At 74.6% G+C, this 18,702-nt stretch carries 19 protein-coding genes and 1 pseudogene; 11 read left to right on the top strand and 9 right to left on the bottom strand.

The window, feature by feature from the left end:
- Positions 1–5: 5 nt before the first annotated feature.
- Complete coding sequence (locus tag ND486_RS26090) at positions 6–800, bottom strand: SDR family oxidoreductase (protein ID WP_251787018.1); 795 nt, start codon at positions 798–800, stop codon at positions 6–8.
- Between the two features lie 111 nt (positions 801–911).
- Here ND486_RS26090 and ND486_RS26085 point away from each other — a divergent pair, with 111 nt between their 5' ends.
- On the top strand, positions 912–2,483 hold the full coding sequence (locus ND486_RS26085) for an MFS transporter (protein WP_251787017.1): 1,572 nt from the start codon (positions 912–914) through the stop codon (positions 2,481–2,483).
- 76 nt (positions 2,484–2,559) lie between these two features.
- Here the strand turns inward: ND486_RS26085 and ND486_RS26080 are convergent, their stop codons facing one another.
- Positions 2,560–3,057, bottom strand: a complete 498-nt coding sequence (locus ND486_RS26080) for a MarR family transcriptional regulator (protein WP_251787016.1) — start codon at positions 3,055–3,057, stop codon at positions 2,560–2,562.
- Positions 3,058–3,131: 74 nt separating this feature from the next.
- Complete coding sequence (locus ND486_RS26075) at positions 3,132–4,106, bottom strand: NmrA/HSCARG family protein (RefSeq protein ID WP_251787015.1); 975 nt, start codon at positions 4,104–4,106, stop codon at positions 3,132–3,134.
- Positions 4,107–4,169: 63 nt separating this feature from the next.
- Between ND486_RS26075 and ND486_RS26070 the strand changes: the two genes are divergently transcribed.
- Positions 4,170–4,502 carry a helix-turn-helix domain-containing protein gene (locus tag ND486_RS26070; protein ID WP_251787014.1) on the top strand — a complete coding sequence of 111 codons (333 nt, stop codon included), beginning with the start codon at positions 4,170–4,172 and terminating at the stop codon, positions 4,500–4,502.
- A 108-nt stretch (positions 4,503–4,610) separates the two neighbouring features.
- Here ND486_RS26070 and ND486_RS26065 read toward each other — a convergent pair whose 3' ends face one another.
- From ND486_RS26065 to ND486_RS26055, 3 genes are read right to left on the bottom strand one after another with little or no spacing between them, the layout of a single operon-like run.
- The gene (locus ND486_RS26065; RefSeq protein WP_251787013.1) at positions 4,611–5,228 is read right to left on the bottom strand and encodes a response regulator transcription factor; all 618 of its coding nucleotides are present in this window, start codon (positions 5,226–5,228) and stop codon (positions 4,611–4,613) included.
- Positions 5,215–6,459 carry a sensor histidine kinase gene (locus tag ND486_RS26060; protein ID WP_251787012.1) on the bottom strand — a complete coding sequence of 415 codons (1,245 nt, stop codon included), beginning with the start codon at positions 6,457–6,459 and terminating at the stop codon, positions 5,215–5,217. Before ND486_RS26060 ends, ND486_RS26065 begins: the two co-directional genes overlap by 14 nt.
- Before the next feature lie 23 nt (positions 6,460–6,482).
- On the bottom strand, positions 6,483–6,728 hold the full coding sequence (locus tag ND486_RS26055) for a hypothetical protein (protein ID WP_251787011.1): 246 nt from the start codon (positions 6,726–6,728) through the stop codon (positions 6,483–6,485).
- A gap of 136 nt (positions 6,729–6,864) precedes the next feature.
- Here ND486_RS26055 and ND486_RS26050 point away from each other — a divergent pair, with 136 nt between their 5' ends.
- From ND486_RS26050 to ND486_RS26015, 8 genes and pseudogenes are all read left to right on the top strand, one after another.
- Complete coding sequence (locus ND486_RS26050) at positions 6,865–8,427, top strand: alpha/beta hydrolase (protein WP_251787010.1); 1,563 nt, start codon at positions 6,865–6,867, stop codon at positions 8,425–8,427.
- Between the two features lie 147 nt (positions 8,428–8,574).
- Positions 8,575–9,186, top strand: coding sequence for a stage II sporulation protein M (locus tag ND486_RS26045; RefSeq protein ID WP_251787009.1), 612 nt, complete (start codon positions 8,575–8,577; stop codon positions 9,184–9,186).
- Positions 9,187–9,380: 194 nt separating this feature from the next.
- Positions 9,381–10,940, top strand: a complete 1,560-nt coding sequence (locus ND486_RS26040) for a class I adenylate-forming enzyme family protein (protein ID WP_251787008.1) — start codon at positions 9,381–9,383, stop codon at positions 10,938–10,940.
- Positions 10,941–10,944: 4 nt separating this feature from the next.
- Positions 10,945–12,093, top strand: a complete 1,149-nt coding sequence (locus ND486_RS26035; protein WP_251787007.1) for a GAF domain-containing protein — start codon at positions 10,945–10,947, stop codon at positions 12,091–12,093.
- A complete protein-coding gene (locus ND486_RS26030) occupies positions 12,087–12,716 on the top strand; it encodes a response regulator transcription factor (protein WP_251787006.1) in 630 nt (209 codons plus the stop codon). Before ND486_RS26035 ends, ND486_RS26030 begins: the two co-directional genes overlap by 7 nt.
- A gap of 189 nt (positions 12,717–12,905) precedes the next feature.
- Positions 12,906–13,298, top strand: coding sequence for an ANTAR domain-containing protein (locus ND486_RS26025; protein ID WP_251787005.1), 393 nt, complete (start codon positions 12,906–12,908; stop codon positions 13,296–13,298).
- A pseudogene (locus ND486_RS26020) lies at positions 13,295–13,854 on the top strand (type 1 glutamine amidotransferase domain-containing protein). Before ND486_RS26025 ends, ND486_RS26020 begins: the two are co-directional and overlap by 4 nt.
- 193 nt (positions 13,855–14,047) lie before the next feature.
- On the top strand, positions 14,048–14,482 hold the full coding sequence (locus ND486_RS26015; protein ID WP_251787004.1) for a heme-binding protein: 435 nt from the start codon (positions 14,048–14,050) through the stop codon (positions 14,480–14,482).
- Between the two features lie 169 nt (positions 14,483–14,651).
- On the opposite strand, the gene ND486_RS26010 is transcribed toward ND486_RS26015, so the two are convergent.
- The 3 genes from ND486_RS26010 to ND486_RS26000 are packed head-to-tail and all read right to left on the bottom strand — an operon-like array spanning position 14,652 to position 17,734.
- Complete coding sequence (locus ND486_RS26010) at positions 14,652–15,998, bottom strand: DUF1932 domain-containing protein (protein WP_251787003.1); 1,347 nt, start codon at positions 15,996–15,998, stop codon at positions 14,652–14,654.
- 54 nt (positions 15,999–16,052) lie between these two features.
- Positions 16,053–16,340, bottom strand: a complete 288-nt coding sequence (locus ND486_RS26005) for a hypothetical protein (RefSeq protein ID WP_251787002.1) — start codon at positions 16,338–16,340, stop codon at positions 16,053–16,055.
- Between the two features lie 50 nt (positions 16,341–16,390).
- The gene (locus ND486_RS26000) at positions 16,391–17,734 is read right to left on the bottom strand and encodes a TRAP transporter large permease subunit (protein ID WP_251787001.1); all 1,344 of its coding nucleotides are present in this window, start codon (positions 17,732–17,734) and stop codon (positions 16,391–16,393) included.
- A 196-nt stretch (positions 17,735–17,930) separates the two neighbouring features.
- On the opposite strand from ND486_RS26000, the gene ND486_RS25995 reads away from it, so the two are divergent.
- Positions 17,931–18,677 (top strand): IclR family transcriptional regulator, encoded by a 747-nt coding sequence (locus ND486_RS25995; RefSeq protein ID WP_251787000.1) that lies wholly within the window; start codon positions 17,931–17,933, stop codon positions 18,675–18,677.
- Positions 18,678–18,702 lie beyond the last annotated feature (25 nt).

The following is an 18,702-nucleotide window of genomic DNA, read 5'->3' as shown; positions in this document are numbered from 1 at the left end:
GCCGGTCACGACGGCAGGGAGGCGAGCAGCGCGTCGGCCCGCCGCCGCAGGTCGTCCCGCACCGACGCGTCGGTGTGGATCCAGGTCGACCGCCGCCGCACCCCCTCCACCACGCTCTCCCCCGCCTCGTCGATGCCCACCCCGCCGCGCAGGTACTCCTCCACCGCAGCGCGCCGGTCGTCCGCCAGGTCGACTGCGTCGTCGCCGTTGTGCGCCCGGGTGTTGCGCAGGATGTCGGTCGCCACCGGTCCGGGACACACCACGCTGACGGTGATGCCGTGGGGCTCGGCGACCGCGCGCAGCGACTCGGAGAGCCCGACGACGGCGAACTTGCCGGTGGTGTAGGCGACGCTGCGGTTCGGGACCAGCCCGGCCCCCGAGGCGGTGTTGACGATGTGCCCGCCCGCCCCGCGTTCGATCATGCGCGGCAGGAACGTCTGCACGCCGTTGACCACCCCGCCGAGGTTGACGCCGAGGGCGAGGTCCCACAGGGGGTAGTCGAGGCCCGACACCGGTGCGTGCGCCATCACCCCCGCGTTGTTGAACAGCAGGTCCACCGGCCCCAGGTCCTCGGCGATCCGGTCCGCAGTGGCCGCGAACCCGTCCCGGTCGCGTACGTCGAGCCGGTGGCCCCGGACCTCGGTCCGGTCCGACAGCTCCCGCACGGACGACGCCAGTGCGTCTTCGTCGATGTCGGAGATCGCCAGGCGTACCCCCCGGCGCGCCAGGGCCCGGGCGATCCCGAGGCCGATCCCCCGGGCACCTCCGGTGACGAGGGCGACCGAACGTCCCCACTGCATGTCTCTCCCCTTCCGCGACGCGAGCCAGTCTCTATGTTTACCAACATAGAACATGCTGAGCGTTCAAGCGCGAGAGGTTTCGGCGCCTGACTACTAGGTTATCTAGCTAATATGGCTACCCGCCCCTCCACGACACCGTCGCGGCCCGCCGACACCGCGATCCGAGCACCGGCACTGCTGACCGCCTGCCTCGCCCTCGTCTCGGTCAACGCCTCACTCGCCTCCACCGGCCTCGCGCTACCCGTCATCGCGGCCGAGGTGGGCGCGGGCCAGACCGAGCTGGGGTGGATCGCCGGCGCGTTCGGCGTCGCGCTGGCGGGGGCGCTGCTCCCGGCGGGTCGCGGCGCCGACCGCTTCGGCCGGCGCCGGGTGCTGATCCTGGGTCTTCTGACGTTCGGGATCGCCAACGTCGTGCTCCCGCTGGCCGGGACGCCGGTCCCGGTCATCGGCCTCCAGGTGCTCGCCGGCCTCGGCGCGGCCGCGGTGCTGCCCACCGCCCTGACCGTCCTGGTCGACGCCTTCCCGGCCTCCCGGCGGTCCACGGCGGTGTCGGTGTGGGCGGTGACCACGTCGCTGTCGGCGACCGTCGGCGCCCTGACCGGGAGCGCTCTGACCGACCGGGTCGGGTGGTGGGCCATGCCGCTCGCCCTGGGCCTTCTCGCCCTCGGCCTGGTGCTGCCGGCCGGCCGGACGGTGCGCGACGCGCCCGATCCGGGCGTCCGCGTCGACCCGTGGAACGCCCTGCTCGTCCTCGTCGGTCTGGGGGCGCTGGTCCTGGGCGTCGGGCAGGCCGGGGCCGGGATCGCCGACCCCGTCACCCTGGGCGCGCTGGCGGTCGCGGTGGTCGCACTCCTCGCCGTCGGACGGCTGCAGCGCCGGGGGGCCGCGGCGATCGTGCCACGTGGCCGCCCCGGTGACCGCTCGGTGCTCGCCGGACTCGCGCTGCTGGTACTGGCCTTCGGCGCCTTCTCGGTCCCGACGTTCCTCGGGCCGCAGTACCTCCAGGGTGTCCTCGGTCTGTCCACACTGGGCTCGGCGGTGGCCCTGCTGCCCAACGACGTGGGCCTGCTCCTCGCCGCACCCGTGCTCCCCTGGGCCCTCGGCCGCTTCGGGGCGCGGTGGGTCGGCGCCGCCGGCGCGGCGGGCGGCGCTCTGGCGCTCGTGGTGCTCGCCGTCGCGGTGCCCGGGCCGTCGCCACTCCCGGCCGTCGCAGCCCTGGTGCTGTTCGGCGCCGGTGTCACCGCCACCCTCACCAGCGCGACCGCCCTGGTGCTGAGCGGTGTCGCGACGGACCGGCCGGCCTCGGGATCGGCCCTCAACGACGTCGGACGCCAGGTCGGGCCGGCTCTGGGGGCCGTGGCGCTGGGCGCGGTCGCGCTGGGCGCCTACCGGTCCGAGCTCGACGGGGTCACCGGCGCGCTGCCGCCCGAGCAGGGCGACCGCGTCGCCGCCGGACTGGCGGAGGCGCGGGCGGTGGCGACCGAGCTGGGGCCGGCGGGGACCGACCTGCTCACCGCGGCCGGGGACGCGTTCGCCCGCAGCGTGCAGGTCGGACTGGTCGCCGCGGGGGCCGTGGCCCTCCTCGGCGCGGTGCTCTGCGCGGTCCTCGCCCCCTCCGGCGCGACCGACGTCCCGGAGGAGGTCCCGGACACCACCGCGGCCCGGCCCACCGGGGGGCAGTGATCCCGGCGGGCCCGGGGAGGACACGGCCGCGGTACGGGCGGTCCCGCGTCGCGGGGCGGCCGGCGCGAGGCCGTCCTCAGGGCGCCGCCGGGCCTCCCGCGGAGGGCTCGGGGACGCCGTCGGGGGCGCGGCCGTCGCTGTTGATGACCGCCGTGACCCGGCGGACGAGCCGCAGAGCCGCCTCCCGCTCGGCACCACGCAGGTCGCGACACACGGCGTCGACGCCCCGGATCACCGGCAGCCAGAGGGTGAGGTTGAGCTCCCGGGCCATCGGGGTCTCGTGCACCCGTACCCGGCGCCGGTCAGCGGGGTCGCGCTCCCGGCGCGCCAGCCCGGAGGCCTCCAGCCGGTCGATCAGCACCGTCGCGGACGCGGTGGTGATCGAGAGGCGCTGGGCGAGGTCCCCCGCACCCAGTGGGCCGTGCCGGATCAGCAGCCCGATCGCGAACATGTCGTTGGCGTTCTGCCCGGACGACTGCGCGAGCCGGCCGACGACGGTGTGCGATGCCGCGAGCAGGTCTCCCACCGCCTGACTCATCTCGTCGAGCTCGTCCACGCTGAAGTCGTCGGGCACCGGTACATGAGAGCCCCACGAGCGATCGCTCGTCAAACTCGCTTCCAGCCGGTCTAGCGTCCGCCGTCACGATGTCAGCGCAGGGACGGCCCACCGCGGGAGGCACCCTCGGCCGATGCGGCCCGCAGCGCCGGCGCCCCGGGGCCGTCGAGCCACTGCCCGAACCGCAGGAACGGGCCGAACTCCGCCTCCAGGTACCTCAGGTCGGCGCCGCCGGCCAGCCGACCGTCGTCGACCAGCCGGGCGAGCGCATCGAGCAACGGGTTCCCGTCGAGCAGCTCCGCCGGGAAGCGTCGGTAGGTGACCGGACGGCCGGTGGCCCGGGTCAGGATCCGAGCCAGCCCGTCGCCGGTCAGCTCGTCCCCCGCCAGCTCCAGGGTGCGCCCCGCGTACCGGTCACCGCCGTCGAACACGGCAGCCGCGACCCGGCCGATGTCGTCGACCGCGATGAACTGCATCGGCGCGTCGGGCCGCATGAGGAACGACATCTCCCCCCGGTCCAGCCCCGTGCCGGGCAGCATGAGGATCTCCATGAACGCGGCCGGTCGCAGGACGGTCGTCGCGATGGGCACCGTGGCGAGGTGTCGTTCGACGCGCCGCTTGGAGTCGAAGTGCCCGACACCGGTCGGCTCGGACCCCACCGCGTTCGCCGAGCTGTAGACGAGGTGGGAGACCCCGGCGGACGACGCCGCGTCCGCGACCGCGAGACCGAAGGCGACCTCCTGCTCGTCGCTCACGCCGGATCCCGCCTGCCCCGAGCTGGGCTGCACGCTGAAGACGCCGTACGCCTCCGCGAACGCCGCCCTCAGCGACGCGGAGTCCCCGAGGTCGCCAGGCACCAGCTCGACGCCGGCCGCCGCGAGGGCATCGCCGCGGCCGGACGACGGGTCGCGGACCAGCGCACGGACCCGCCACCCGGCGCGACGCAGCGCCCGCGCCACGGCGCCGCCCTGTGCCCCCGTCCCGCCCAGCACGACGACCGGCCGTCCGCCTCCCCGATGCGGCTCGGCGGCCGTGGTCGTTCCGATCGGTTCCGATGTCGGTGTCATGGCCGTCAGCGTGGACCTGCGCTTCCTACCGTCCGGTAGGACATGTCGCGCCATACTCCTCGCATGCCCGATGGTCGCCCGTTCACCGCCGACTGCCACGTCCGGCTCGGCGTCCAGCTCATCGCCCACACCTGGGACGCCGTCGTCCTCACGCGGCTGCGTGACGGGCCGGCGCGGCGGCGCGAGCTGCTCCGGGACGTCGGTGGCGTCAGTGACAAGGTCCTCCACGAATCGCTCGCGCGGCTGTGTGCCCACGGCCTCGTGGAGGCGGTCCCGGACCGGGCGGGATTCCGGCTCACGGGGCTGGGCACCTCACTCGCCCACGGTCCGGTGCTCGAGCTCGCGCGGTGGGCCGAGGAGCACGCCGCCGAGCTCGACGCGGCGGCCGCGTCCTGACGGCCGGGTGACACCGCGGGCGACCGGCCGGGCGCCGATCGACGGGGGTGGTCTGCACCGTCCCACCGCGAGCGGCGGCCCGCCGTGGGAGCCCGGCCGGTCGCGACGTCAGAGCCAGCCGCGTTCGTGCGCGTGGCGCGCGGCGTCGTGGCGGGTGGCGGTGCCGGTCTTCTGCATCGCGCTGGACAGGTAGTTGCGGACGGTCCCGTGGGCGAGGTGCAGCCGGCGGGCGATGTGTGCCACGGAGTAGCCCTCGCGGGTCTCGGCGAGGGCGTCGATCTCGCGGTCGGTGAGCGGGCAGTCGTCGATCACGGATGCCTCGAGGACCTCGTGGGCGATCCACCGACGCCCGGCCCGCAGCTCGTGGACGACCGCGACGATGTCCTCGGGGTCGGCGCTCTTGCTCATGAACCCCTGCATCCCGAGCTTGAGCGCCCGGCGCAGAACACCCGGGCGGGCGTGGCGGGTGAGCATGAGCACCGCCTGCCCGGGGTGGTGTTCCCGGATCCGGGCGACGGCGTCGAGGCCGTTGGCCCCGGGCATCTCCAGGTCGACGACGAGCACGTCGGGACGGTGCTCGAGGGTCTCCCGCACGGCCCCGTCGCCGTCCTCGGCCTGGGCGACGACGACGATCGTCCCGTCCCGGGGCAGCAGCGCCGCCATCGCGGTGCGCAGCAGCTTCTCGTCGTCGGCCAGGACGATGCGGACGGGCTCAGCGCCGGTCATGGTCCCCGCCTCCCGTGGGTCGGGCCGCGCCGTCACCGCGCGTGCCCGCCCCGGGGCTCGCGAGCCGGGCCGCGACGGTGAACGTCGTCGGGGTGGTGGTCACGTCCAGGTCGCCGCCGGCCGCGGCCAGGCGGTCCCGCAGGCGGGCGAGGCCGCGCAGCTCCGGCCCGGCGTCCGCGGCCGGGGCGACCCCGTCGTTGGTGATCTCGACCCGGGTCGCCGACGTGGTGATGCGCACGGTGCTCGGGCGGGCGTGGCGGAGCAGGTTGGTCGTGGCCTCGCGCAGCACCTGGGCGAGCAGCGGGTGGGCGGGGGCGGCGCCGGGGTCGTGGCGGACCTCGACCGTGATTCCGGCGGCCTCGCCCAGCCGACGGGTGTTCTCCAGCTCGGCGGTCAGGTTGAGCCGGTGGCGGGCGTGGGCGAGCTCGCGGGTCCGGGCGAGGGCGTCGTCGACGAGTCCCCGGATCTCACCGAGCTCGGCGACGGCCGTCGCGGTGGCGTCCTCGCCGCCGCCGCGCACGAGGCTCTGGGCGTAGGCGGCCTTGAGCTTGATGACGTGCAGCGAGTGCCCGTGGATGTCGTGCAGGTCGCCCGCGAAACGCATCCGCTCGTGGGCGACCGCCAGCTCCCGCTCGGCCTCGCGGGCGCGTTCCAGACGACGCACGACGGCCCACGCGTACTCGGAGACGACGATGGCGCCGGCGACGAACACGGTGCCGAGCAGGGGCAGGAGCACGTACTGGCCGGCGAGGGCCACGGTGGGCGGCCGGGGCAGGAGCGCCGCGGCGCCGGAGGCCGCGACGACCACGGCGAGCGCACCGACCCACGCCCGCCGGTGGCGCGGGCGGGCGGACACCAGCAGCGACCCGATGAGCGCGAAGGGCACGAAGGTGATCGGGCTCGCGGCGCTCAGGGCCGCGACGAGCCAGTTCACCCCGGTGAAGGCCAGGGTGAACACGGCGCCGCGCGAGTAGCCGTCCAGGCTCCACTGCCGCAGCACCCCGAGGGCCAGGACCAGACCCACCGCGACGATGGCGCCCTCCCACCAGCTGTGCGCCGTGAGCACGACACCGACCACGCACAGCGGGGCGATGGCGGCGAGGGCGGTGAGCATCGCGGCCCGGCGCGCCCGGGCGGCCGCGGTCCCCGTAGCCGCGCCGGTGCCGGCGGCATCGGTGTCCGCGGCATCGGAGTCGGCGGCATCGGTGGCGGCGGCATCGGAGTCGGCCATGGGGCTCCCGGTGGGGCGGTCGGTCACGACCGCGTCGGCTGCGGGCGGCGCTGCTTCAGCATGCGCCCGAGAAGAGTCTTGCCGATCAGCCCCACGACGAGCACGGCGAGCGCCACCCACTGCAGGGAGCCGTTGCGCAGGAAGAACGCGGTGACCGGCTCGGGCAGCACGGTGAACAGCCCGGTGTCGTGGGCGAGTCCGACGTAGGCGATGACCACGGTCACGGAGAGGACGGTGACGGCGGTGAGGACCAGGTCCAGCAGCTTCATGGTCGTCCACGGTCCGGCACGTTCCTCGGCGACGGTAGTGACACCACGTCATGTGCCGCGGTGACCTCACGCCACTGTGCCACCGGTGCGTGCGCGGGTGCGATGGGACACGACCCGATCGACCCGAGGAGACGACATGTTCCGCTCGCACCTGCTCCGGCTCGCCGTGGGGGTGGTGTCGCTGACCGCCGTCGCCGCCTGCGGCGCCCCCGCCCCACCCGGAGCAGCCGCCGCGGCCGCGCCCACACCGCCACCACAGCTCGCCGCCTTCCACGACCAGCAGATCACCTGGCAGCCCTGCGACGGGTTCGCCACCTCGGCGGCCGACCGGACCCTCTACGCGAACGACCGCTTCGACTGCGCACGCGTCCAGGTCCCGCTGGACTACGCCGACCCCGACGGCCCCCGCGGACAGGTCGCCCTGCTCCGGGCGGAGGCACGCGGCGAGAAGATCGGTTCGCTGCTGGTCAACCCGGGTGGTCCCGGCGGGTCCGGAGCGAGCCTGGTGGCCTCGCTGGGCCCGGTCTGGGACAACGTCCCGGTCGGGGAGCGCTTCGACGTCATCGGGTTCGACCCACGTGGAGTCGGCGCGTCGACACCGCGAGTGGACTGCTTCACCGACGCCGAGACCGACCGCAACGCACTGCCCTCGACCTACCTGTTCGACGTCGCCGACGCCGACCGGGCCCGCGACATCGCCGGCCGGTGCGCCGACGCCACCGGCGGTGTCGAGGCCCTGACCAGCGTCGGGAGCGACAACGTCGTGCAGGACATGGACGTCGTGCGCGCCGCCCTGGGCGAGGAGAAGCTCACCTACCTCGGCTACAGCTACGGCAGCGAGCTCGGCGCGATGTACGCACAGGCGTTCCCGCAGAACCTGCGCGCCATGGTCGTCGACGGCGCCGTCGACCCCGACATCTCCGAGGCACAGCTCCGGCTGTCCCAGTTCGAGGCCTGGCAGAAGGCGTTCGACGACCTCGCCGCCACCTGCGCCACCGGGCCGGACTGCCCGCTGGGCAGCGACCCGGCCCGCGCGACCGAGGTCTTCCAGAACCTCACCCGCCCCCTGCTCGACCACCCTGCCCCCACCACCGACGGCCGCACCCTCACCTACGCCGACATGGTCCCGGCCGTCTACAGCTCGCTGTTCTCCCCCGCCCAGCGCCCCCAGCTCCTCCAGGGCCTCCGTGACCTGGCCGCAGGACGCGGGGACACGCTGCTCGCCCTGCGCGACGCGGCCCTCGGACGCGGCCCCGACGGCCACTACGGCGGCTCCACCCACATCGACGCCAACCTCGCCACCCGCTGCATGGACAACCCCCGCCGCACCCCCGCCGCACAGGCCGAGCTGCGTGACCAGGCCCGGCGAGCCGCCCCGTTCCTCGACCCCGGCCGCCCCGGCGGACCGACCCACTACGAGTGCGAGGCGTGGCCCGAGCCCCCCAGCCGGACCCTCCCCTGGAGCACCGACACGGCCGGGCTGCCACCCACCCTGACCCTCTCGCTGACCGACGACCCGGGAACCCCCTACCAGGGCGGTGTCCACCTCGCCCGAGCTCTGGGCGGCAGCCTGCTGACCGTCGAGGCGGCCCAGCACGGCATCGCCCTCTACGGCGGCAACGCCTGCGTCGACCGTGCCGTCACCGACTACCTCGTCGACCTCGTGACACCGCCGCCGGGCGCCCGGTGCGGCAGCTGACCGGCCTCGGGCCTCGCGGGCCCGGCCCTCACGCACGATCGGCGGCGCCGTGCTCCCGGTGGACCGGGGCAGCGCCGTGCGGCGGTTCCCGCCGCCGGTCACCCGCCGTGCCGACAGCCGTACCACCGACCTCCCGGGAGGGACACCATGACCGCGCTCCGCCGGACGACCGACATCCTGCGCTCGGACCCACTGGGGCTGACACTGCTCGTCGCGCTGATCTTCGGCGCGCTCCTGGTCGGCATGGGGGTCGGTGTCCTGTTCCCCGACCTCGAGCTGCCCACCCTGGTCGCGGGCGGCGTGTCCGACGACCTCGTCCGCACGATGATCACGAATCCCTGGCTCTTCGGGACCACGATCCTTCTGATCAACCTGTTCGTGGCCGCCGTCGGCGGCATCGTGGTGCCCTCGCTCGTCGTGCCCTTCCTGGGTGTCCCCGTCATCACGCTGTACATGTTCGACGTCGGCGTCTCGATCGCGCCGACCGATCCGACGACCGCGACCGTGCTCGTCCCGCACGCCCTGACCCTGCTGATCGAGCTCACCGGCTACGCCGTGGTCATGTTCGGGGTCTACCAGCTCGGTCGCGGATGGGTCCGCCCGTCCTACCTCGGAGCCACGACGCGCCGTGGCGCGTACGTCGTCGGCCTGCGGCGCCTCGCACGACTGGCGGTGCCGACGGTCGTGGTCCTCGTGGTCGGCGCCTACTACGAGGCGTTCTCGGTCGTGTTCCTGCTCCCCAGGCTGCTGGCCGGCTGAACTCGAGGCCGACGAGGCCGGCGGCATCCGCGGCGGCCGGTCCCGCCACCATGTCCGTTCGGGTGTAGTGCAGGTCCCGGCCGCTCGCCTTGACTGTCGTCGACGAGACCCGTCCGACACGAGGAAGTGCCGATGAACGCGGAGAGCGACGGGCTGTGGCCCGGTCACCGGGCCCGGCCGCACGAGGGCCGGTCGTGAACGGGCCGGGTCAGATCCTGCGCGGCCTCGCCCGCCGGTTCGGTGACAGGACCGCCCTGGTGACCCCCGACCGCGTCCTGAGCTTCGCCGAGCTCGACGGGCTCAGCGACCGGGTCGCGGCCGGGCTCGCCGAGCGTGGCGTGCGCCCCGGCAGGCCGGTGTCGATCTACGCACCGAACAGCTGGGAGTGGGTCGTGGCCTACCACGGCGCCCTGAAGGCGGGCGCCGTGGTGAACCCGGTGAACGTGATGCTGACCGTGGACGAGCTGGCGTTCGTCCTCCGCGACTGCGGCGCGGCCGCGGTGTTCACCACCGCCGAGCAGGCGGGCCGGGTCGCCGAGCTGGTCGCCGACCTGCCCGAGCTGCGCAGCGTGATCGCGTTCGGGCCCCCCGCGGCGGCCCCGGCGGACGGGGTGGTGCCGTTCGCCGAGCTGTCGGAGGCGACCGGCCCGGTGCCCGCGCTGCCCGACCCGGACCCCACCGCGCCGTGCACGATCGGCTACACCTCGGGCACCACCGGGCACCCGAAGGGCGCGGTGCAGAGCCATCGCGCGGTGCTGTGGAACTGCGCGGCCACCGCGACCATGCACGGGCGCAGCGCCGACGACGTCGTGGTCACGGCGCTGCCCGCGCCACACGTCTACGGCAACGTGGTGATCAACGGGACGTTCCTGGCCGGCGGCACGGTCGTGCTGATGCCACGGTTCGACCCCGCACAGACCCTGCGGCTGATCGCCGAGCACCGGGCCACGCTGTTCGAGGGCGTCCCGGCGATGTACGCGATGCTGCTCGCCCACCCGGACCTCGCCGCCGCCGACCTGTCCTCGCTGACCCGGTGCACCGTCGGCGGGCAGACGATCCCGGTGTCGACGGTGCAGCGGTGGGAGCAGCGCTCGGGGGCGCCGCTGCTGGAGCTGTGGGGGATGACCGAGATCTCCGGGCTGGGCACCACCCACCCGTTGCACGCCCCGCCGCGGCCCGGGTCGATCGGGGTCTCGCTGCCCGGCGTGCAGGTGCGCATCGCCGACCTCGACGACACCGCCCGCGACGCCGCGACCGGGGAGCCGGGCGAGCTGATGATCCGCGGCCCGGTCGTCATGCTCGGCTACCACGGACGGCCCGAAGCCACCGCCGAGGTGCTCGATCCCGACGGCTGGCTGCACACCGGCGACATCGCCACCGTCGACGAGGACGGCTACGTGTTCGTCGTCGACCGCCGCAAGGACATGATCATCACCGCCGGGTACAACGTCTACCCCGCGGAGATCGAACGTGTCCTGGCCGGCCACCCCGGCGTCGCCATGGTCGCCGCGGGCCCGGTGCCCGATCCGGTGAAGGGCGAGCTGGCCTGCGCCTACGTCGTGCGGGCCGACGGGGACACCACCACCGGCGCCGAGCTGATCGCCCACGCCCGCGAGCACCTGGCCGCCTACAAGGTCCCCCGTCTCGTGCGGTTCGTCGACGCGCTGCCGGCCACCTCCACCGGGAAGATCATGCGCCGGAAGCTGATCGAGACCGTGGAGGTCGACAGCGTCGACGGCCGGACGGTTGACTGACCCGGTGGACGAACCGGCGCCGGTCCCGCGGGACGACCGTGCCGCGACGCTGCGCGGCCTGGTGCGCGAGCACGCGGGTCTGGCCGCGTTCGCCGACCGCGACCGGGCCTGGCGCGCCTGCGTCGACGTCGTCACGCGCACGCTGGGCGACGTCGCGTGGATCGCCGAGCTCGACCCCGACGCCCCCGACGGCGGCGCCGTCCTGCGCCACCTGCACGGGGACCGCACCACCACCCTCCACGCCCTGCACATCCCGCCCGGGCACGGCCTGACCGGCAAGGTCTTCGACCTCGCCCGCGCGGAGTGGGTCGACGACTACTTCACCGCCGCCCGCATCACCCACACCTTCGACACCCACATCGCCGACGAGGGCATCCGCCGCCTGCTCGCCGTCCCGGTCGTCGCCGACGGCCGGACCCTCGGTGTGCTCGGCGTCGGGGTGCGCACCGACGGCGCGTTCGGCTCGGTCGCCGTCGGGCACGCCACCACCGTCGCCGACGAGGTCGCCCGGGCCGTCGAGGTCGCCGACCGGGCCCGCGCCGCGCGCGACACCGCCGTCCACGCCGAGCGCTCCCGCCTGGCCGCCGAGCTGCACGACAGCGTCGGGGCCCTGCTGTTCTCCATCGGCTCGGGCATGGCCGGGCTCGCCGAGTCCGCCGGCGCCGACCCCGTCCTGCGTGCCCGCCTCGACCAGCTCCGGTCGCAGGCCGCGGAGGCGTCGACCGCGCTGCGGGACTCGATGCGCACCCTGCGCGCCTCCCCCGCCGCCCTGGAGCTCGCCGTCGCGCTGCGCGCCGACTGCACCGCGTTCACCGAGCGCACCGGCACTCCCGCCGAGCTCATCATGCTCGACGACGACCTCACCCTCGCGCCCACCCGGCGCGACATCGCCGTCACCGCCGTCCGCGAGGCCCTGCACAACGTCGAGAAGCACGCCGGTGCGCACGGCGTGGTCGTGTCCGTCGGCCGCCGCCGCACCCCCGAGCGCCTCACCGTCGCGGTCACCGACGACGGCGTCGGCATCACCCCCGGCCGCCCGCACGGGATCGGTCTGAGCACCACCGCCGAGGCCGTCGCCCGGGTCGGCGGCCGGCTCACCGTCGACGGGGACCCGGACGGGGGCACCACGTGGCGCATCGAGCTGCCGTGCTGACGGGACCGGGCGGCACCGTGCACGTCCTGGTCGTCGACGACCACCCCGTGGTGCGCGACGGCGTCGCCGCCCAGCTGGCGAGCCACCACGACATCCGCGTCGTCGGCGTCGCGACCACCGGCGGACAGGCCGTCGCCGAGGCCGCCCGGCTCCGTCCGCACGTCGTCGTGCTCGACGTCCGGCTGCCCGACCGGCCCGCCCCCGACGTCGCGGCGCAGATCCGCTCCGCATCACCCGGCACCCGGATCCTGCTCTTCACCGCGTTCCCCGAGCACGCGGGCGTCGGCCCCTCGTTCGCGGCGGGGGCAGCGGGGATGGTCGTCAAGGACGCGTCGGCGGACACCCTCGCGGTCGCCGTCCGCGACGTCGCCCGCACCGGCCGGTACCGGCCCCCGGACCGCGCCGACGGCCGGCAGCCGCCCCGCGGCGGCGGGGTGGTCTCCGCCCGCGAGTACGACGTCATCCGGCTCGTCGCCACGGGGCTCACCAACACCGAGATCGGCGAGCAGCTCCACCTGTCCCCGAACACGGTCAAGGCCTATCTGGGCACCGTCATGCGCAAGCTCGAGGCCCGCAACCGGGCCCAGGTGATCTCCCGGGCGCGGACACACGGCCTGCTCTGACCGCCGGGTGCCGGCCTGCTCCGACCGGGGCGGCCACGGCCCGCCGGGCCGGACCTGCACGGTGTCGCTGGGCATGTCGGGCCCGATCGCGGTGCTCCGGGGCTCTCTAGCGTCGTGACCGCGCCACAGGGACCCGCCGGGCCCGGCGCACCAACCCACCGCAGCCACCGGAAGGGGAGCACACCCCTGATGCCGCCACAGCTCGCCACCGACCACCCGGGACGGGAACGGCCCCGCACGGCCACCGGACCCGACCAGAACCCGACCACCGTGCTCCAGCGGCGGGTGGACAACCTCGCCCGAGCCCTCCACTCCCGGGACGCGATCGGGCAGGCCAAGGGCGTCCTGGTCGCCCACTACGGCATCGAGGCCGACGAGGCGTTCGCCCTGCTGACCCGCATCTCCCAGCACACCAACACCAAGCTCGCCGACCTCGCCCTCACCCTGGTCACCCGGGTCCGCGAGCGCAGACCGGAACTCCCGCAGCACTGCCGCGTCGTCACCGAGGTCGTCCAGGACCTGCTCGATCGGCCCGGGCACCCCGGCGCCGGCCGGCCCGTCCGGGACGGGGCCGACCGATGACGGCCGGGAGCCTGCACGGCCGGACGGTCGCCATCCTGGCCGCCGACGGCGTGGAACGGGTCGAGCTCGACCTCCCCCGGGGGGCGCTCTACGGCGCCGGGGCCCGGGTCGAGGTGCTGTCCGTCCACACCGGATCGCTGTGGACCCGGGAGTGGGACAAGGACCCCGCGGGCACCGTCACCGTCGACCGGGACGTCGCCGAGGCCTCGGTCGACGACTACGACGCCCTGCTGCTGCCCGGGGCACGGTCAACCCCGACCAGCTGCGCACCCACCCGGTCGCGGTGGAGTTCGTACGGACCTTCGTGGCCACCGGCAGGCCGGTCGCGGCGGTGTGCCACGGCCCGTGGACCCTCGTCGAGGCCGACGTGGTCCGGGGGCGCCGGCTCACCTCGTGGGCGAGCATCCGCACCGACCTGCGCAACGCGGGCGCCGAGGTCGTCGACGAGGAGGTCTGCGTCGACGGTCAGTTCGTCACCAGCCGGTCCCCGTTCGACCTCCCCGCCTTCTGCGCCGCGATCGTCACCCGCTTCGCCGCCGTGCCCGCCCGGGCCTGACCGACGCACCGGCACGGCGGCGGGCAGCACACGGACCCGCCTGCGGGAGGAACCGCCACCCGATGCCCTCCGCCATCGCCACCGCCCGCGGGGACGGCCGGACCGAGGTCGTCCGCACCCCCTCCCGAACCGGCTGACCGAGCAGACCGGCCGGACCGCCGCACCCGGCGGCCGGCCCCGAAAGGACACGACGATGCGACAGATCGAGACAGTGACCCTCGAGGACGCCCGCCGGGTGATCGCCGCGGGCGAGCGGAAAGCCCACGAGATCGGCTCTCCGAGCAACGTGGCGGTCGTCGACGCGGGCGGGAACCTGGTCGCCCACATCCGGATGGACGACGCCTGGATGGGCAGCATCGACATCTCGATCAACAAGGCCTTCACCGCGCGGGCCTTCGACATCCCGACCGGCGACCTCGCGACGAGCTCCCAGCCCGGCGAGCAGTTCTTCGGCATCAACGGCTCCAACCACGGCCGAGTGATGATCTTCGCCGGTGGGGTGCCGCTGCACGGGAGCGACGGGAACGTCGTCGGCGCGGTCGGGGTCTCGGGAGGCAGCGGGGAGCAGGACCGGGTCGTCGCCGAGGCCGCCGAGGCCGCGTTCCTGCCCGTCCCGTCCCCGGCCTGACCACCGGCCCGGGTGACCGGAGCCCTCGTGGCTGCGCTCCTCGGGGCCCGCGCGTCCGTCCCGGCCCCGGCGGGTCCGGTCAGCCCGCGGTGAGGACGGGCTGCGGGAGGACCGTCCGCGACCTCGGACGGACGGCCGCCCGCACGCCCGTCGGGGCCGTGCCGGTGGGTCAGGCCGCTCCGGCGCGGATCGCGGTACGGCGCCGCTCCTCGTCCGCGGTCACCTCCTGGGCGCGGACCGCGGTCGCGGCGGCGCGGGCCGCGGGGACCACGATGACGCCGTCGTCGTCGGCGGCGACGACGTCGCCGGGCTGCACCACCACCCCACCGACGGCGACCGGCTCGTCGATCCGTCCGGGCCCGTGCTTGAACGGCCCGGCCGGCGTGGTCGCCCGCGCCCACACCGGGAAGCCGATCTTCTCCAGCTCGACGACGTCGCGAGCCGCCCCGTCGATCACCATGCCGGTCACGCCGCGGGCCAGGGCCCGCTCCGCGATGAGCTCCCCGATCAGGGCCCGCGTGGTGTCGCCGTGCCCGTTGACCACGATCAGGTCACCGCGCCGGACGTTCTGCAGCGCCCGGTGGATCGCCGCGTTGTCCCCGCTGCGGACCCACACGGTGCGGGCCCGGCCGACCGCGCGGGCGCCCTTGTAGAGGGCGTGGATGCCGCCGTCCATCATGCCCATGCGGTCCTGGGCGTCGCCGATCGTCGCCACCGCGAGCCCGCGGTAGGTGTCCAGGAGGGCGTCCTGGTCGACGAGCTGCTCGTCGGCGAGGGCGTGGTGCAGCTGCGCCGTCGCGCGGGTCATGCCCGGTGCCACCCCCAGCTGGTCGAGCAGGTGGGCGGCCGCATCGGACTCGCCGGCGCGGCGTGCCGCGTGCTTGGCCGTGCCGATGTGGAGGCGCTCCCGGGTCGCCGTGCCGTCGACCAGCTCGCCGTCGATCTGCCGGGCGACCCACTCCTCGGCACCCGCGGCCCGCCCGGCCCGCAGCGCCTCGGTGATGAGTGCTCCGAGCCCCTTCATCCACGTCGTACGCAGCAGCTTGCGCGCCGACGCGTCGCCGGGGGCTCCCCCGATGTCGTCGACCTCGGCGCCGAAGGAGCGGAACCACCCGGCCACGGCCGTGGCCCCGGCCCCGCTGATCACCACGCTCGTCGCGATGCCGTGGCGCGGTACCGGCCCGATCACCGAGACGTCGGCGAAGCGGCCCGCCCCGACGGCGTCGGCGATCACGATCTTGGTCGCCGGGTCCCCGGCGTTCATGTCGGCGTAGACGGCCGACTCGTCGAGGTGTGGTGCGACGGCCTCGGCCGCCGACTGCGCGTGCCGCCCACCGACGAGGCTGAGCACCAGGTCGGCGCCGCGGACGGCGTCGGCGGGACCGGTCTCCCGCCGCACCCCCGCGGGCGTGGGGACCGACGCCGGGTCGTAGCCGGTGACGGTCCATCCGTGAGCCGCGAGACCGGAGGCGTAGACGGCGCCGGCCTCGCCGAGTCCCAGAACGGTGGCGTGCATGAGAGAGCCTTTCTCGAGATGGAGCGGGTGTACGGGCGGCGGGTTCGCCCGGTGTCAGTCCCCGGTCGACCCGTCCTCGGCGGGATCGCGGTCCTCCAGGTAGCCACCGGCGAAGGCGATGAGCCCGAAGACGACCGCGGCGCCGATGGCCGGGACGAGCAGCGCGTCGGACGCTCCGGAGACGAGCGCGGGTCGCATCAGGACGACACCGAGCGCCTGGATCACGACGAGGGTGGCGCCGACGAGGACGAACACCGCCATCGCCGCGAGGAACAGGATCCTGACGACGGACCGGGCGCGGCCGCGTACGCCGACCGGGGTGGTGGTGTGCGTGGTGGACATCGGCTCGTCTCCTCGGGGCTGGGCGGGGTGCGGACGGTGTGCGTCGTCGTTCACAGCGTCACCGGCAGGACGCCCCACGCGATCAGGCATCCGATCAGCAGGACGGGGAGCATGTAGTAGACGATCAGCGGGACGAAGGTCTTCTCCGGCTTCGCACCGGTGAGCCCGGCCGCGACGAAGATCGATCCGGATGCCGGCGGGGACGCGCCCTCGGTCGAGGCGAACACGAGGATGGCCGTCACGGCGAGGACGGGGTCCACGCCGACCGCGACCAGCGCGAGCAGGGACACCTGACCGACCGCGGTCAGGGTCGCGGTCGAGGACAACGGCCCGGCCACCACGGCCACCAGCACTGCGACGATCAGGACCATCACGTACTGGTTGATGGCCAGACCGCCGAGGATGCGGTCGACGTCGTCGGAGAGCCCGAGGCCGTTGAGGACCTCGCTGGCCGCGACGGCGAAGAACAGCAGCGAGCCGATGACCGCGAGGCGGGGCATGGCGCCGGTGGTGAAGTCGAACCACCCAGCACGGGTGCGCGGCAGCTGCTTGTGTCCGACGACCAGGGCGATCGCCGTGATCAGCACCGGGATCCAGATCAGGATCGAGATGTCGCCGAGCGAGTCACCGAGACGGTCGTCGGTCCCGAGGAGCGCGGACAGCGGGCCGACGGTCAGCAGGATCGGCACGAACGCGCCGATCATGATCAGCGGGGCGGCCCCCGCCGTGCGGACGCTGGCGCGCAGCGGGGTGATCGCCTCGTCGTCGACCCGGGTGATGCCGTCGCGGCGGACGAACCAGTAGATCAGCAGGAACCGCCACACGATCTGGTAGATCCCGGCCATGAGCAGGGCGAGGTAGATCTGGCCGGTGGTGACCATGGAGCCGGCGAAACCGATCATGATGACCATGGAGGCGCTCGGCGGGAGCGCCGCACCCATGCCGCCGTTCCCGGCGAGCACCGTGGCACTGCGCGCCGGGTCCCAGCCGCTGCGCACCATCCACGGCCCCGTGAAGGAGCCCGTCGCGGCGGTGTTGCCGGAGTTGGACCCCGACAACGCCCCCATGACCGCCGACCCCGCGGTGTCCACGAGGGCGGGGCCGCCCCGCAGCCGCCCGAACACCGAGTTGAGGATCGCCAGCAGCCGCTGGATGAGCCCGAGGCGGTCGATGACGTACGCCATCAGCACGAACGCCATCGCGGCGAAGAGGACCTCGTGCTCCAGTGCGCCGACCATGCCGTCGAGCAGGGCCCGGGGCGCTCCGGTACCGGCGAACAGCGCCGTGACCAGCAGGCCGATCAGCATGGCCTCGCCCATGTTCCGGCGCAGGACCACGTTCCAGGTCACGATGACGGCGATGAACGCACAGAGCGCTAGGAGCGCGATCGGCATGTGGACCAGTCCCGACGTCGATGTTGGACTCTGGTGAGAAGATGTCTCACAGAATGGAAGTCTTGCTCGCGGAATGAGTGTGGGTGGTGGTTCCGGGTCTGTCAAGGGCGTCGCCGCGCCCGCTTGGCGAGGCGATCTACCACTGTGTGAGAAGGTGGGGGTGGCGTGGCGTGATCGGCGACGGAAGCGGGACGGCATGGACAAGAGCTCGACGATGCGGTCCCTGGAACGGGCCATCGACGTCCTCGAGGTGCTCGACGAGGCGCGTCAACCGCTGCGGCTCACCGAGATCGCGCGGCGCGCAGGACTGCCGGTGCCCACCGCGCAGCGCATCCTGGCGGTGCTCGAGTCGCGGGACCGGGTCGAGCGCAGCGGTGCCGGCTACCGTCCCGGCGTCGCCCTCACCTTCGGTGCGCACGCCTACCTGACGACCAACCCGCTACTGCTCGTTGCGAGTCCGGTCCTCATCGACCTGGCGGTCGAGACGGGGCTGACCGCGTCGCTGTTCCGGGAGTACGACGACACCCGCGTCGTCCTGACCCGGGCGCACGCGCAGCGCAGGCTCCGGTACGAGCTGCCGGTCGGGGCCCGGCTGCCGTTGCACCTCGGCGCCGGCAAGGCGCTGCTGGCCCAGCGGAGCGCGGAGGACGCCCGCGCACTGCTGGAGGGCCTCGGCGAGACCGCCGAGCACCCGGCACCCGACGTCGAGGCGGTGCTGGCCGACCTCGCCCGCACCCGCGAACTCGGTTACTCGGTGGCCTACAACGAGCGGGCCCCCGGGGTCGCCAGCGTCGCCGCGGCGATCCCGCTGCACGGCGACGTCCGGGCCGCCGTCCAGGTGGCGGGCTACACCGAGGACGTCCCCGAGGCCCGCACGGCCGCGCTCGGCCTCGAGGTGCAGCGCGCCGCGCTGGCCATCGGCCGTGCGGTCCCCGCCGGCTGAGACTCCCCCCGGGCGGCGGTGCCGC

This window comes from Pseudonocardia sp. DR1-2, assembly GCF_023717215.1.
In the GTDB taxonomy this organism is placed as follows: Bacteria; Actinomycetota; Actinomycetes; order Mycobacteriales; family Pseudonocardiaceae; genus Pseudonocardia; species Pseudonocardia alni.
This window is presented reverse-complemented; position numbering and strand designations above follow the sequence as displayed.